The organism is Brevibacillus sp. BD137 (assembly GCF_041644655.1).
In the GTDB taxonomy this organism is placed as follows: Bacteria; Bacillota; Bacilli; order Brevibacillales; family Brevibacillaceae; genus Brevibacillus; species Brevibacillus brevis_D.
Genome location: NZ_JAOTNO010000012.1, coordinates 149077 through 163968, shown reverse-complemented (window position 1 = coordinate 163968; position 14892 = coordinate 149077). Strand labels below are relative to the sequence as shown.

General features: G+C 48.3%; 15 protein-coding genes. 9 read left to right on the top strand and 6 right to left on the bottom strand.

Features of this window, described 5'->3' with window-relative positions; all coding sequences use genetic code 11:
* Nucleotides 1-4: 4 nt before the first annotated feature.
* Nucleotides 5-748, bottom strand: a complete 744-nt coding sequence (locus ODZ53_RS22975) for a class I SAM-dependent methyltransferase (protein WP_372680304.1) — start codon at nucleotides 746-748, stop codon at nucleotides 5-7.
* 239 nt (nucleotides 749-987) lie between these two features.
* On the opposite strand from ODZ53_RS22975, the gene ODZ53_RS22970 reads away from it, so the two are divergent.
* A complete protein-coding gene (locus ODZ53_RS22970) occupies nucleotides 988-1437 on the top strand; it encodes a hypothetical protein (protein WP_012686227.1) in 450 nt (149 codons plus the stop codon).
* Nucleotides 1438-1468: 31 nt separating this feature from the next.
* Here the strand turns inward: ODZ53_RS22970 and ODZ53_RS22965 are convergent, their stop codons facing one another.
* The 3 genes from ODZ53_RS22965 to trhO all read right to left on the bottom strand — a co-directional run bounded on the left by ODZ53_RS22965 (nucleotide 1469) and on the right by trhO (nucleotide 4542).
* Nucleotides 1469-1990: a hypothetical protein gene (locus tag ODZ53_RS22965; protein ID WP_372680302.1), complete on the bottom strand. Its 522-nt coding sequence runs from the start codon at nucleotides 1988-1990 to the stop codon at nucleotides 1469-1471.
* 12 nt (nucleotides 1991-2002) lie between these two features.
* Complete coding sequence (locus ODZ53_RS22960; protein ID WP_372680300.1) at nucleotides 2003-3454, bottom strand: amidase family protein; 1452 nt, start codon at nucleotides 3452-3454, stop codon at nucleotides 2003-2005.
* Between the two features lie 143 nt (nucleotides 3455-3597).
* On the bottom strand, nucleotides 3598-4542 hold the full coding sequence (gene trhO / locus ODZ53_RS22955; protein ID WP_372680298.1) for an oxygen-dependent tRNA uridine(34) hydroxylase TrhO: 945 nt from the start codon (nucleotides 4540-4542) through the stop codon (nucleotides 3598-3600).
* Between the two features lie 197 nt (nucleotides 4543-4739).
* Between trhO and dut the strand changes: the two genes are divergently transcribed.
* Nucleotides 4740-5276 (top strand): dUTP diphosphatase, encoded by a 537-nt coding sequence (gene dut / locus ODZ53_RS22950; protein ID WP_016740092.1) that lies wholly within the window; start codon nucleotides 4740-4742, stop codon nucleotides 5274-5276.
* Nucleotides 5277-5372: 96 nt separating this feature from the next.
* Here the strand turns inward: dut and ODZ53_RS22945 are convergent, their stop codons facing one another.
* Entirely contained in the window at nucleotides 5373-5675 is a 303-nt protein-coding gene (locus tag ODZ53_RS22945) for a DUF3846 domain-containing protein (RefSeq protein WP_372680296.1), read from the bottom strand.
* Between the two features lie 150 nt (nucleotides 5676-5825).
* Here ODZ53_RS22945 and ODZ53_RS22940 point away from each other — a divergent pair, with 150 nt between their 5' ends.
* The 6 genes from ODZ53_RS22940 to ODZ53_RS22915 all read left to right on the top strand — a co-directional run bounded on the left by ODZ53_RS22940 (nucleotide 5826) and on the right by ODZ53_RS22915 (nucleotide 13170).
* Nucleotides 5826-7052 carry an NAD(P)/FAD-dependent oxidoreductase gene (locus ODZ53_RS22940; RefSeq protein ID WP_372680294.1) on the top strand — a complete coding sequence of 409 codons (1227 nt, stop codon included), beginning with the start codon at nucleotides 5826-5828 and terminating at the stop codon, nucleotides 7050-7052.
* 286 nt (nucleotides 7053-7338) lie between these two features.
* Nucleotides 7339-8343 (top strand): sulfate ABC transporter substrate-binding protein, encoded by a 1005-nt coding sequence (locus ODZ53_RS22935; RefSeq protein ID WP_372680313.1) that lies wholly within the window; start codon nucleotides 7339-7341, stop codon nucleotides 8341-8343.
* A gap of 30 nt (nucleotides 8344-8373) precedes the next feature.
* Nucleotides 8374-9210, top strand: a complete 837-nt coding sequence (gene cysT, locus ODZ53_RS22930; RefSeq protein WP_199927019.1) for a sulfate ABC transporter permease subunit CysT — start codon at nucleotides 8374-8376, stop codon at nucleotides 9208-9210.
* 12 nt (nucleotides 9211-9222) lie between these two features.
* Complete coding sequence (gene cysW / locus ODZ53_RS22925; protein WP_372680292.1) at nucleotides 9223-10089, top strand: sulfate ABC transporter permease subunit CysW; 867 nt, start codon at nucleotides 9223-9225, stop codon at nucleotides 10087-10089.
* The gene (locus ODZ53_RS22920; RefSeq protein ID WP_188068097.1) at nucleotides 10086-11207 is read left to right on the top strand and encodes a sulfate/molybdate ABC transporter ATP-binding protein; all 1122 of its coding nucleotides are present in this window, start codon (nucleotides 10086-10088) and stop codon (nucleotides 11205-11207) included. Before cysW ends, ODZ53_RS22920 begins: the two co-directional genes overlap by 4 nt.
* A 349-nt stretch (nucleotides 11208-11556) precedes the next feature.
* Nucleotides 11557-13170, top strand: coding sequence for an ABC-F family ATP-binding cassette domain-containing protein (locus ODZ53_RS22915; RefSeq protein WP_199927017.1), 1614 nt, complete (start codon nucleotides 11557-11559; stop codon nucleotides 13168-13170).
* A gap of 69 nt (nucleotides 13171-13239) precedes the next feature.
* On the opposite strand, the gene ODZ53_RS22910 is transcribed toward ODZ53_RS22915, so the two are convergent.
* On the bottom strand, nucleotides 13240-13425 hold the full coding sequence (locus tag ODZ53_RS22910; protein WP_372680289.1) for a hypothetical protein: 186 nt from the start codon (nucleotides 13423-13425) through the stop codon (nucleotides 13240-13242).
* 206 nt (nucleotides 13426-13631) lie between these two features.
* Between ODZ53_RS22910 and ODZ53_RS22905 the strand changes: the two genes are divergently transcribed.
* Complete coding sequence (locus ODZ53_RS22905; RefSeq protein WP_372680287.1) at nucleotides 13632-14891, top strand: M20 family metallo-hydrolase; 1260 nt, start codon at nucleotides 13632-13634, stop codon at nucleotides 14889-14891.
* Nucleotide 14892 lies beyond the last annotated feature (1 nt).

Genomic DNA, 14892 nt, shown 5'->3' with positions numbered 1-14892 from the left:
CCATTTAAGCAATCTTCTGCGTCTTGAAAATAATAAACGTCGGTCTTCTTACTTCTGAAATCTGATGCGGCTGCAAGAGAAGTCCTTCTGGCGTGCAGGTTGGCTCGATGATCTCTTGGAGGGTAAGCCCCGATTGGATTAACGTATTGACGGCAGTGGACATGGAGCGGTGGTAAAAAAGCGCCTTTCTGCCGTTCATCATGTACATTTCACGTTCTCCATCTTCCAGGTAGTTGTCCAAGGGCCAGAAATGCTTCTGTCCTTCTTTGTCGCGTACCCAGCCCTCGACCTTTTTGCGAGCGGTAATATGCGGATGGAGTGTGGAGTATACGAAATGTCCTCCGTTGCGTAAGGCGCGGCTTATTTTGTTGATCACGTGCTCATAGTCACGAACATAGTCCATGACGAGAGAGCTCGTAATGAGATCGTAGTCATGAGTGGCAAGCTCAATGTCCTCCAGGGAGCTAAGTAGATATTGAATGTTCTCATGACTGTTATTCGTTCGGGCATATTCCAGCATATTGTGGGAAAGATCAACACCGATCACTTCACTTGCGCCTTGCTCTACACAGTATCTGGCAAACTGTCCGCCACCACAACCGAGGTCGAGTACACGCAAACCTTTTAGGGAGGGGAGACATCCGCGTAAGGCAGGCTGTTCGATCATATCATTCTCTGATTCACCGGACAGACGCAGCTTTTGATAGTCCTGATAAAAATCCAGTTGATCATACAGATTTTGTTTCATCCTATATCTCCCCGTTTCCATTTTTTCTCGGATTCCTATTATGGATAAAAGATGAAGATGATGTCAATTATTTGTTTAAAACGATTGAAAATGAGAGCAGGAGTTTGCTTTTTTTACGAGAATTAGTGATAGACAACCCATTTTTGTGATTCCGTCCGCTTTGCTGTGACGGTTTTTTTCTGTAAGAAGATTTGGTTTCGGTATTTTTTGGCGAGACTGAAATCGAAGGAGGGATATACGTGGACCAAATACTTCAACTGATCAAAGATTACTGGCCGATTGCGCTAGCTATCATAATCATCATCATGGCTGCCCAATGGGTGGTGCGAAGTATCATTCGAATTATTTCGCTTGCAGCTATTATTGGTGTTGTGCTCGTGTTGTTTTTCCAATTCAGTCCTGAAGAAGTGATCCAAATGGGGCGCCAAGCAGCCGTAGCGACGCAGGAAGTCGTCGATAAAACGATTACTCCGGTATTGGACAAAGAGCTTAAGGATGCGGATATTTCCTTCAAGGAAGATGGCACCTATGAAGTGAAGACAACGAATATTCGTATCGTAGGTAAAAAAGGCGAATCCAAAGCGACTGTTTATTACAAGGATGAGGAATGGGAAGTAAATATCGGTCAATTGAGCAAGCTGTTCCAGGATCGACTCGGGAAAGCGGAGCAAGAAAGCAAGACGATGTAGAAAGGGAAAAACGCATGGGGCCAAAAAGGTCTCATGCGTTTTTTGCTGGATAGGCGAGTACTTCCTTTACCCATGTATCTAGCAGATGCTGATATTCTTTGCTCGTTTTGATTCCAGGGGCTGAGGCAAATTGTTTTTCTAGTGGGAGCGTGCGCAGTTTTTTAGCGAATTTCCCTTCGATATCATCTTCATCTTCGAATACCAGATAGACGACATCTTCCAAGGAGCGATAGCACGTAACACTATACTCGATTTCATTCATTATCGTTTGAAAATGACCGTGACTATACTGGCATAGGATGAACGTGAAGCCAAGGTTGTTTATAATTTCTAAAAATCTGTTCAAAAAAGCCGGTTCCACCATAATACACGCTAGCATACTGTTTGGATAATCAGAGTGACCGATGTGGAGTTCTGGAATAATTTCGATAAAGTCCTGCTTTCGTTCTGGACTGGCTTTGCCATAGTAATCATCGTTGAATTTGCGAATGATTTTCTTCAGGTGCTTGAAAGGGATTGCTGTGCCAATAAAAAGTCCGTAATATCGGTTCATTCTGTGCTTCCTTTACGCATTCGTCATATCCGGAGCTACGCGCAGTCGAGTTGCTTGCTCATAAGCGTAGGCCAGACGAAGTAAAGCAGGTTCCTGGAATGCCAACCCAGTCAGCATGATACCAAATGGTTTGCCCGCAGAAGTATAGCCAGCCGGAATCGTAATCGAAGGGTAACCAGCTTTGGCTGGGATTGCATAACCCGTACTGCCAGGGTACAAGAGGGCATCGAGTTCGTGCTCTTTCATGACAGCATCAAGACCTTGTTTCTGTGACATTTCCAAATCGAACAGGCGATTAGCCAGATATTCCGGTTCTGTCAGTGTGCCACTGGTTTGCTCGGATTCTTCCAGCAGCTCTTGCCCATAAAGCAGGGCTTGCTCCTCATGTGCCCGATTAAAAGCAATGACATCCTGTAAGGAGCGGATCGGGTAGGAGGCTGGTAACGTTTTTAAGTACGCATTTACACCAACCTTGAATTCATGCACGAGAACATGTATGTTCCATTCGGCATTTTCTGTCGGGATGTTGACCGTATCTATGATAGTTGCACCAGCCTCTTTGAGCTTTTCAATTGCTGCTTCATACAAGGTGATTTCTTCGGCTTCACACTCAGCCAAAAATCTGGAGCGTACAACGCCGATGCGTGCACCCCGCAATCCATCTGCATCGAGGAAGGGGAGGTAATCGGTCTGCGCGAGACCCTCGCTTTTTCCAGTCACCGGATCCTTTTCATCTATGCCAGTAAGCGCGCCAAGCAAAATAGCTGCATCTGTCACGGTTCTTGCCATCGGTCCGGCTGTGTCTTGGCTATGGGAAATCGGGATGATACCCGAACGGCTGATTAAGCCAACAGTAGGTTTGATTCCCACGAGCGAATTTTGTTCTGCTGGATGGAGAATCGACCCGGAAGTCTCCGTACCGACTGCTACAACGGCAAAACCTGCGGCAATCCCAGCAGCCGACCCCGAGCTAGACCCGCCGACATCGAGTACACCAGGACCGTATGGGTTCAACACTTGTCCACCGCGCGAGCTGTAGCCATCTGGCATGTCATTGGAGATAAAGTTAGCCCATTCCGTCAGATTGGTTTTCCCTAAAAGAACCGCGCCCGCCTCTCGGAGCTTCGTTACGACGAATGCATCCGCAGAGGCAAACGAATCAGCTAAAGCTAGAGCTCCAGCCGTCGTGTGCATCTTGTCAGATGTCGCAATGTTATCCTTAATCAATACAGGGATTCCGTGAAGCGGCCCACGACTACCTGACACCGCTCGTTCTCGATCCAGTGACTCTGCGATCGCTAGTGCATCTGGATTTAGCTCACAAATGGCATTGATTCGGATGCCTTGTTTGTTGTAGGTGGCAATCCGCTGTAAAAAGGCGAGGGTCAATTCCCGCGAAGTCGTGGTTCCAGCTGTCATTGCAGCTTGCCATTCGAGAATGCTCGTTTCATGAATCAATGACATAATGTATCCCCTTTTGCGAATGATTTGATTTTTATTATAGTACCAAATTCAGGGAAAGGGAATGAGAGGGGAGTGTGAGCCTTTTGCCTATAAAAAACAAGCTGACTCTGCGAGAGAATCAACTTGTTTGTGTTTGTACCAAATTATGCGTTTGATCCAGCAGCTTCCAGCTTCGCTTGTTCTTCCGCTTCTACATAACGGTTGCGAGGGTGCTCGCGGCATTCATCGGAGCAAGAACGCTTGAATTTTGTCTCACATTCTGTGCAGCAGAAGTGCTGCTTGTTGCAGAATGGGTTGGCGCAGTTTACATAGCGGTCTTCGATAGTACCACAGTAATGGCAACGGCCAATGACGACGTCTTCTTCGGTATGATTGATCGGTATGGAGATGCGCTCGTCAAACACGTAGCATTTTCCATCCCACAGGCGCCCTTGAACTTCTGGATCTTTACCATACGTGACAATTCCGCCCTCAAGATGGTACACATTTTCAAAACCTTGTTGCAGCAAGACACCTGTCAGCTTTTCGCAACGAATACCGCCTGTGCAGTAGGTCAGGACTTTTTTATCCTTAAACTGGCTCATGTTGTCACGAATCCACTCTGGGAACTCACGGGATGAATCCACTTCTGGGCGAATCGCACCACGGAAATGTCCCAAATCGTATTCGTAGTAGTTGCGACCGTCGAGGATTACGACATCCTCTTCCTGCATCATTTCGTACCATTCTTTTGGGTTCAGATAGGTGCCAACTAGTTCATTCGGATTGACATCTTCCTCCAAACGCCATGTTACGAGCTCCTGCTTCGGACGTACAAACATTTTTTTGAATGCATGCTCTTCCGACTCATCTATTTTAAACCACATATCACTAAAACGTGGATCTTTTCGCACATATTCCATGTAGGCGTCTGTTTGTTCAATCGTTCCGGATACGGTTCCATTAATGCCCTCCGGAGCGATGATAATCCGCCCTTTCAGCCCGTTATCCTTGCAAAATTGCAAGTGCTCGGCTGCGTACTCCTCATAATTTTCAATAGGAGTATACTTGTAATACAACAAAATGCGATATGGTTTTTGTACTTGCAAGGTACAATTCCACCTTTCTTTTTCAATTGTGATTTTAGATGCATCGGTGATTATACCACATTCCATTGTTAAAAGCGCTAAAAAAGTAAGGGGTTTGTGAGGGTTTTATGAAATCGGTGCTTCTTGCTGGATGTGGTTGCTTCTTGTACACTATGAATGGTAATCAGCCCACAGGCTATATGAGGAGAGACTATTACATGAACATGACAAATGAGCGCCCGGTTACACAGGTGAAAATTAAAAAGCTCCACCAGGACGCCGTGATCCCAGCGTACGCGAGAGCAATGGACGCGGGCTTTGATCTGGTTGCGGTAGAGGATACATTGATTGCCCCAGGACAATCTGCAAAAGTTCCCACAGGCTTGGCTTTCGCGCTTCCAGAAGGATTTGAATTGCAAGTGCGCCCTCGCTCCGGGATCAGTGCAAAAACAAAGCTGCGCTTGTCCAATGCACCAGGGACTGTTGATGCTGGTTATCGCGGTGAAGTATGCGTCCTGATCGATAACATTCGGATCGCTTCCGGAAAAAGCGGCAAGGTATGTCTGGGTGCTGGCGAAAACGAAGTAACCGTTGAACAAGAAGTCGATGCACATAGCTACTTGATCAAAAAAGGGGATCGGATTGCACAAGGCGTGATTGCAATCGTTCCAGTCGCGCAGTTCGAAGTAGTCGATGAGCTGGATGAGACGGAAAGAGGAGCGGGTGGCTTCGGCAGCAGCGGTATCAAGAGCTAGTTCTTGTTCTATTTGAGTGAAAATACAAGACCCCTGACCTATCATCAGCCGTGTACATGAGCTGATAGGTCAGGGGTCTTTGTTTTGATCAAAACCTCATCCTTTGGCGGATAAAAACCGGTCAATTCTCAAAAGGTCGTCAGCTGTAAGTGAACGTCCATCTGCTTTGACGAATACGCAAGGTCCATAGACCCAGTCTAAAAAACCATCTGACGTGATGGGGAAATTGTTTGCTTCTACTCCGCGAGCATCTTCATTTACAACGAGGGAGATTCCCTCCAGATGGTCATCTTCCACTACCTCATAGTCTCCGCCCACCAGCTCCTGTAGGTCATCCGTTCCTGCGATTTCTCGAACAACTGCATTTTCGTGCGGAAGCTTAACATATACCGTAGTCAAGCGCAATCACTCCTTCTAACACCCATCATACCGTATAAGCAATGAATTGGGCGATAGGGGAACGGATGCCGGTTGGCGTGTTGGTTATCCTAATGGTTGAGAATTGAAGGGACGTCCATAATGATACTTTCAGCCTGAGGGGACATGCTGATGATATTCGTGACCGGAAAATTGTATTGGCCAGAAACAGTTCCAGTGCCCCCCCTCTATCCCACTCTTACTGAGGATGTGAAGTGTGATGTCCTCATCATTGGTGGCGGAGAGGCAGGAGCGCTCGTTTCCTATTATTTGAAGCAGCATGATATGGATGTCATCCTCGTGGATAAACGGCGGGTGAGTGGGGGCAGCAGCAGCGCTAATACCGGTTTGCTGCAAATATGCAACGATAAAACGCTGACAGCCTGTATCCATTCGTTCGGTGAGCAAAAAGGAGTTCGTTTTTACGAACTGACGCGGCAGGCTGTTGATGAATTGGAAAAAATCTCGGGGCAGCTAAACCAATCTCCCGATTACATAAGGCGTGACAGCTTGTATTATGCCAGTAAACAAGCTGATGCGGAGAGCTTGCGGACAGAGTACCAGCTATTGAAGAAGTACGGCTTTCCTGTCACGTATTTGGAGCGTTCAGAGATAGAGCAGCGATTCTCCTTTTCAAAGGCAGGGGCTATTTTTTCCAGGGGAGATGCGGAACTCAATCCGTATAAATTTGCCAACGGTGTGATCGCCCACTCTGTGAAAAAAGGGATGCGCGTATACGAAAACACGGAAGTTGTGCATCAAAAAGTCCATGATGGAGGACTTTTGGTCTATACAAAAAGTGGGTATACAATCAAGTGCAGGCGTGCCGTGTTTGCTACTGGCTACGAAGCACAAACCATGAAGCGTAATGCCAACGCGGTGATTTCCAGCTCGTTTTCCATCGTGACCAATCCAGTCGAAGTGCTTACGGGTTGGCCGAATGCTTGTTTAATCTGGGAAACCGCCCGTCCCTATTTGTATATCCGTACTTGTTTGGAGGGCAGAATCATTGTCGGAGGACTTGATGAGCCGTTGAACGAACTACAAAAGAAGGATGCCTCTAGTCTGAAGAAGCGGGATCAATTACTCGCAAAGATTCAAGAGTTGTTTCCACAGATTCCCATGCGAGCCGAATATTATTGGGGAGCGACTTTTGTTGAAACGCATGATGGACTCCCGCTGTTTGGGGAGCAGGAGGGGTATCCGCACTGCTTGTTCACGCTAGGCTACGGAGGGAACGGAACCGTCTATTCCACGATCGGCGCGCAAATCATCAGTGATCTGATAACAAAAGGAAGTCACGCGGACGCCGATCTTTTTACTTTTGACCGGAGGAAATATGCCAGTGCCACAGTCTGATCGAAACAAGCTTTCCCTTTTGAGCGGGAAGGCTTGTTTTTTTGAGTAAATCAGAAAGGGCGGGCCCAAATTTACTGGATAGGCGAATAACATTTGAACGTGGCCTACCTGCCTAGCATAGGGTAGATGGAAATATCGTTGACAGGAACAGAAAGGCAGGTATAATTTTCAATAACAGAGTATTCCGAGTAAATTACTATAGATTAAAAGAGGAGTGAAGGTGAGCTGTATGAAAACCACGAAAGGCAAGGTCCAGACGATCCTGCAACGCGTAGGAATCGTTGCTATGGCTGCTGCTATGGCTGGCTGCTCGGCTGCTGCACCAGCAGAAACTGGTAAGGGAGCAGGGGGCAGCAACTCTACGGTAGAGCTGCTCAATGTTTCCTACGATCCGACGCGAGAGTTTTACCAAGATATCAATAAGGAGTTTGCCTTAGAGTGGCAACAAAAGACAGGTCAAACAGTGACGATCAAGCAATCACATGGCGGTTCAGGCAAGCAATCCCGCTCCGTCATCGATGGTTTGGAAGCAGATGTGGTGACCCTTGCCCTCGCTTACGATATTGACGCGATTGCCGAACACGGTCTGATTCCTGCTGATTGGCAAAAGAAGCGCTCGGAAAACAGCTCTCCTTACACCTCTACGATTGTGTTTCTGGTACGTAAAGGCAATCCGAAGCAAATCAAAGATTGGGATGATTTGATCAAGCCTGGTATCTCCGTGATTACTCCGAACCCGAAAACGTCTGGGGGAGCCAGATGGAACTACTTGGCTGCCTGGGGTTATGCCTTGAAGACAAATGGGGGAGATGAAGCGAAGGCACAAGAATTCGTCGCACAACTGTTTAAAAATGTACCCGTCCTCGATTCCGGGGCGCGTGGTTCGACCACTACTTTTGTCGAGCGTGGCATGGGGGATGTGCTGATTGCATGGGAAAACGAAGCGTATCTCGCGGTCAATGAACTAGGGAAAGACAAGTTTGAGATTGTAAATCCGTCCGTGAGCATTTTGGCTGAACCGCCTGTCACCCTCGTTGACAAATACGCTGACAAGCACAAGACAAGAGAAGTAGCGGAAGCGTACCTTCAGTTCCTGTATACCAAAAAAGGCCAAGAGCTCGCAGCCAAGCACTACTACCGCCCTCGTTCACAGGAAGTACTCAAAGCACATAAACCTGCATTCCCTGACATTCAATTGTTTACTATCGATGAGTTGTTTGGCGGCTGGACGAAAGCCCAAAAGACTCATTTTGCAGATCAAGGCGTCTTCGACCAACTTTACAAACCATAGACCTACACTTTCCTCAGAGGAGTTACCTTCATGAGAAAATCACTCAGCAACAGAGGGTTTCTGCCAGGCTTTGGCATGACCATGGGCTATACCATCATCTACCTGAGTCTTCTGGTGCTAATCCCTCTGTCTGTCTTGTTTTTAAAAGCTTCGACGATGAGCTGGGAGCAATTCATCGGGACGATTATGGATACGAGGGTCCTTGCCTCCATTCGTGTGAGTATTATGACTTCTTTTTTTGCGGCTTGTCTCAATGCGGTGTTCGGTGTCTTGGTGGCATGGGTGTTGGTTCGCTATCAGTTTGCGGGGAAGCGGATCATTGACGGCATTGTTGACCTGCCTTTTGCCTTACCTACCGCAGTAGGCGGGATTGCCCTGACTTCTATTTACGCTGAAAATGGCTGGATCGGGCAGTACCTGGCGGAGTGGGGGATCAAGGTAGCGTACACCCCCATCGGTATATGGGTTGCACTAACATTTATCGGTCTTCCTTTTGTCGTCAGAACGGTCCAGCCTGTTTTGCAGGATTGGGATTTGCAAATGGAGGAAGCGGCGGCTACGTTGGGCGCTACCCGATGGAATACATTTTGGCGGGTGGTTTTGCCGCATCTGTTACCGGCAATCATTACGGGTTTTGCGCTAGCCTTCGCCAGAGCCTTGGGGGAGTATGGCTCCGTCGTTTTCATCTCCGGGAACATGCCGTTGAAAACAGAGATTGTACCCCTTTTGATTATGACCAAGCTGGAGCAGTTTGATTATGCAGGCGCTACGGCAATTGCAACCGTCATGCTTGTCATTTCCTTTGTCATGCTTTTGGTCATCAACTACTTGCAATGGAAAATCAATAAATTCGATGCGGCCCGTTAGGAGGTATGGCGTATGAAGCATTTGACGGAGCCAGCTTATATCCGATGGACACTGATTATCGTGGCCATGCTCTTTCTTGGCTTGTTTTTGATCATGCCACTAGTGGCTGTGTTTACAGAAGCATTTCGGCAAGGGGCGGAGGTGTTCGTTGCCGCTATTACTGAGGAGGAAACGTTATCCGCCGTTAGGCTCACCTTGCTAGTGGCAGCCATTAGCGTACCGCTGAATGTGACGTTCGGGATCGCTGCTGCATGGGCAATCGCCAAGTTTTCGTTCCCGGGTAAAAATGTGTTGCTTACGTTGATAGACTTGCCATTTGCCGTATCTCCAGTCATCGCGGGCCTAATCTTTGTCCTCTTGTTTGGGAGTCAAGGTTTGGCGGCACCCTTGCTTGCGGCGTGGGATTTCAAAATCATTTTCGCGGTTCCCGGTATCGTGCTCGCGACGACCTTTGTTACCTTTCCGTTCGTCGCTCGTGAACTGATTCCGGTTATGGAAGCACAGGGAAGAGACGAGGAGGAAGCGGCAGTCTCACTCGGAGCAAGCGGCTGGAAAACATTTTTACGCGTCACACTGCCAAATGTAAAATGGGGGCTCTTGTACGGGGTTATTTTGTGCAATGCCCGCGCCATGGGTGAATTTGGGGCAGTATCCGTCGTTTCTGGTCATATCCGCGGCATGACCAATACGCTCCCGTTGCATGTGGAGATTCTCTACAACGAATACCAATTCGCTGCTGCCTTTTCGGTAGCCACCTTGCTTGCTGCCTTAGCCTTAGTGACGCTTATTCTGAAAAGCCTGATCGAGTGGAAGACCGAGCGGCAGGTAAAGCTGGATGAGGAACAACACTACGACGTGACAGGAGAGAGAGCCGGATGAGTATCGAGGTAGTGAACATAACCAAGTCTTATAAGAGCTTTACAGCGCTGAAAAATGTAAATCTGCACATCCCGGAAGGCGAACTCGTAGCGCTTCTCGGACCTTCCGGATCGGGAAAAACGACGCTTTTGCGTCTCATCGCTGGACTGGAGCAACCGCAGGAGGGAAGGATTCTCTTTCACGGAGAGGATAATACGAACCGCGACGTGCGCGAGCGGCAGGTTGGGTTTGTTTTTCAGCATTACGCCTTGTTTCGGCATATGAACATCTTTGACAACATTGCGTTTGGATTGTCCGTTCGCTCACGCAAAACACGACCGAGCAAGGAAGAAATCAGTGAAAAAGTTCATTCCCTGTTAAAACTCGTGCAGCTAGAAGGTCTCGCACATCGCTATCCCTCACAGCTATCTGGTGGGCAGCGCCAGCGGGTTGCATTGGCGAGGGCGTTGGCAGTGGAACCAAAATTTTTGCTGCTGGATGAACCGTTTGGCGCTTTGGATACGAAAGTGAGGCAGGAGCTGCGTCGCTGGCTCCGTCATCTGCACGGGAAGCTTGGGCTAACGATTCTATTCGTTACACACGATCAGGAGGAAGCGATGGAATTGGCGGATCAGGTAGTTGTGATGAATGAAGGGCGAGTGGAGCAGGTAGGATCGCCCGAAGAAATTTATCATCATCCGGCGAATCCGTTTGTGTACAGCTTTCTGGGGCGGGTCAATCTGTTTCACGGACGAATCCAAAATGGCAAAATCAAGCTCGGTGAGGCAGAGTTCGAGACAGATTGGAAGGACAAAGCGGTGGAGGCTCCCGCTGTCGGATACATGCGGCCACACGATGTAGAGATCTCAGTGCGCCCGCCAGAGGGGAAGTCTGCCAGATCGGTTCAGGCTGAGATTAACCATATTTCGCTCTTGGGGCCGATCGTTCGCCTTGACCTGAAGCGATTGGACACGGAGGAGGTATTTGAGGCAGAGATGAGCAGGCAGCGCTTTATGGAGCTGAACGTAGAAGAGCAGAGCATTGTGTACGTGACGCTGCACAATGTATCGATCTACGTGGATTCACAACCTGTACAGACACATCGCCCTGCCCGCGTTCCGTTGCAGGCCAGTGTTTGATCTGATTTCTTGCAAATAAACCGGTCTGCATATGCTGCAGGCCGGTTTTTGATGGGGTCACTCGTTATTCGCCGCGTTGCTTGGAGCGTGTCTGTTCTTTGCTAATTGTGTTCGATCTGCGGGTTTGTGAAGGGTTTTCTTTCTTTCCCATCTCATTTTTGACACCATTTTGCTTGGACATATCGGAAGCCTCCTTCCCACTGGATTGCCATGGTAGTTTTCCCTGCCAGAGTCCATTTCATGAATCAGTATTTTTTGCTAGACGCGAAATCGTTTACCTTTTGCAAAATGAGGTCATCTCTGGTAAGATAAGTGTTTGAACGATTCAAAAAAGGCAGGTATTGCGACGATGATAAGCACTCAGAACGTGACGCTGCGCTACGGGAAGCGCGCACTGTTTGAAGATGTATCCATTAAGTTTACCCCAGGTAACTGTTACGGCCTCATCGGTGCGAACGGTGCAGGGAAGTCTACCTTCGTGAAGATCCTCTCCGGAGAGATCGATCCGACGAGCGGTCACGTTTCGGTGACACCGGGCGAGCGTATCGCTGTTTTAAAGCAGAACCACTTTGAATTCGACGAGTACGAAGTGTTAAAAACGGTAATTATGGGCCACAAGCGCCTATTCGAGATCATGGAAGAGAAGACCGCTCTTTACATGAAAGAAGATTTCTCTGAGGAAGACGGCAATCGCGCGTCCCAATTGGAGGGAGAATTCGAAGAGCTAAACGGCTGGATGGCCGAAGCAGATGCAGCTAGCTTGCTGATCGGTCTCGGTATCCCGACAGACCTGCACGACAAGCAGATGAAGGATCTCGCTAGTACGGAGAAGGTACGCGTTCTGTTGGCGCAAGCGCTGTTTGGTAATCCACACATCCTGCTTTTGGATGAGCCGACGAACCATTTGGACATCGAGTCGATTCGTTGGTTGGAAAACTTCCTGGCGGATTATGAAAACACTGTCATCGTTGTATCCCATGACCGTCACTTCCTGAACAAGGTATGTACGCACATTGCGGATATTGACTTTGGCAAAATCCAAATGTATGTAGGTAACTACGACTTCTGGTACGAATCCAGCCAATTGGCGCTGAAAATGGTTCGTGATCAGAATAAGAAGAAAGAAGAAAAAATGAAGGAACTGCAAGAGTTTATTGCGCGTTTCTCTGCGAATGCTTCCAAGTCCAAGCAGGCGACTTCACGTAAAAAGCTGTTGGAGAAAATTACGTTGGAAGACATTCGTCCTTCCAGCCGTAAGTATCCGTTCATCAACTTCAAGCCAGAGCGTGAAGCGGGTAAAAACCTCGTAGCCATCGAAGGCTTGAGCAAGACGATTGAAGGCGAAAAACTGTTTGAAAACCTTCACCTCACCATCAACAAAGGAGATAAAGTTGCGTTTGTCGGACCAAATGAGCTGGCGAAAACAACCTTCTTCCAAATCTTGATGGGCGAAGTTCAGCCTGATAGCGGTTCTTTCGAATGGGGCGTTACGACTTCCCAAGCGTACTTCCCAAAAGACAATGCGGAGTACTTTAACTCGGATCTGAGCCTGGTTGACTGGCTGCGCCAGTACTCCAAAGATCAAGACGAGACATTCATTCGTGGATTCCTCGGTCGTATGCTGTTCTCTGGAGATGAAGCGCTGAAAAAGTCAAACGTATTGTCCGGGGGAGAAAAAGTTCGTTGCATGCTGTCCAAGATGATGCTGGCGAGTGCCAACGTATTGATCATGGACGAACCGACGAACCACTTGGATTTGGAATCCATTACTGCATTGAACAACGGCTTGATTGAGTTCGACGGTACACTTCTCTTTGTATCTCATGACCACCAGTTCGTTCAAACCATTGCGAACCGGGTCATTGAGTTCACGCCGAAGGGTGTCATTGATAAAATGATGACATATGACGAGTACCTGGAGAGCGATGAAATCAAACGCCTGCGTGACGAGCATTACGCGTAAGCTACTTACGCACATATAAAAAGCCCTTGGCTTCGCACTGATTGAAGTGCTGAAGTCAGGGGCTTTTTCTCATGAAACGGGGTCTTCCACGAACTCGACTTTATTTAGGAACGCTTCCTTGCTCGAGAAAATAACGCGCTCTTTTCGCGGGGAAGTAAAGAACACCACGATATATTGGTCATCGATGTATTCTACCGTACCTCGTTTCCTTGGTCTTTGTATGGTCTTCACTGGTTTATTCAACCACTCGTTCATCTGCTGTTCCTCCTACCTGACTTTCCCATTCATTATACCAAGATTAAAGACGATTTTCCTGACCCACTCTATACAGAATCGCTTCATTTGAGGAAATTTCTACTAGGAACAGGACGAGTTGAATACCATTTGGGAAGAGGCACATGCATAAGGTAAGGATGAGCAGCTTTCGTCTATCATGACCAAGATGAGGAGGTCCTACGAGCATGAACGTAAAGGCGAGGAAGCTTGTGATCAACGAAGAACGACTGCAAAAACGAATCGAGCAATTGGCGCAAATTGGGAAAATAGGCGAAACGGGTGTATGTCGACTCGCTTTGTCTGCTGAAGACCGAGCAGGAGTAGAGCTGGTGGCTAGCTGGATGAAAGAAGCCGGTCTTCACACGCGGATCGATGACTTCGGCAATTTGATTGGCCGGATGGCGGGGAAGGATGAACAAGCCCCGATCTTGATGATTGGCTCACATATCGATTCGCAACCGTACGGGGGTCGGTACGATGGGGTGATCGGTGTATTGGGTGGACTAGAAGTCGCGCAGACGGTGAATGAACAAGGAATCATACCTGCACAGCCTATTGAAATCGTTGCGTTTTGTGACGAAGAAGGATGCCGTTTTCAAAAAGGACTGTTTGGTTCCAAAGGCATTCTCGGTATGCTGGAACCGGCGGACTTGGAGAGGACGGATAAAAACGGGATCACACGCAGGCAGGCACTGATTGATTTTGGGTGCGATCCTGATCGCCTGGAAGCGTCTATTTATCCAAAAGGTAGTATCGGTGCTTATTTGGAGCTGCATATTGAGCAGGGGCCGATTCTCGATGACGCGAGAGAAGCGATTGGAATCGTGTCGGCGATATCAGGGCCTTTGTGGTGGACAGTCGAGCTGACTGGCTTTGCCGGGCACGCTGGTTCCGTACCGATGTCGATGAGAAAGGATGCCCTAGTCGGAGCGGCAAAAGTAATTTTGGCAGTAAACGAGCTGGCAAAGCTCGATCCACAAGCGCCAACAGTCGGTACGGTCGGTCACCTGGAGGTTTTCCCGGATTCGCGCAACATCATTCCCGAAAGGGTGCGTTTTTCGATTGATTTGCGGGATATCGATTTGAAGCGTCGCGATGAGCGCGAACAAGCGTTGCGCGAGGCGATTGAGCTAGCTGCCATAGAAGGTGGATTGCACTATACCATTACGGAAGATACAAATAGTGAACCGCGTTATTGTGCTGACTGGATTAAGGCAATCATGCATGAGGAGAGCAGCAAGCTCGGTGCCTCTGTGCGCGAGCTGATGAGTGGTCCTTTCCATGACGCATTGGCGCTGTCCTACGTTTGTGATTACGGGATGATTTTTGTCCGCTGCAAGGACGGTATTAGTCATAATCCGCAAGAATACGCAGCCTATGAAGACGTGGCACTCGGAACAGAGCTGCTCTACAAAACCGTTTTGCGGATGTGCATCAACCAATAAT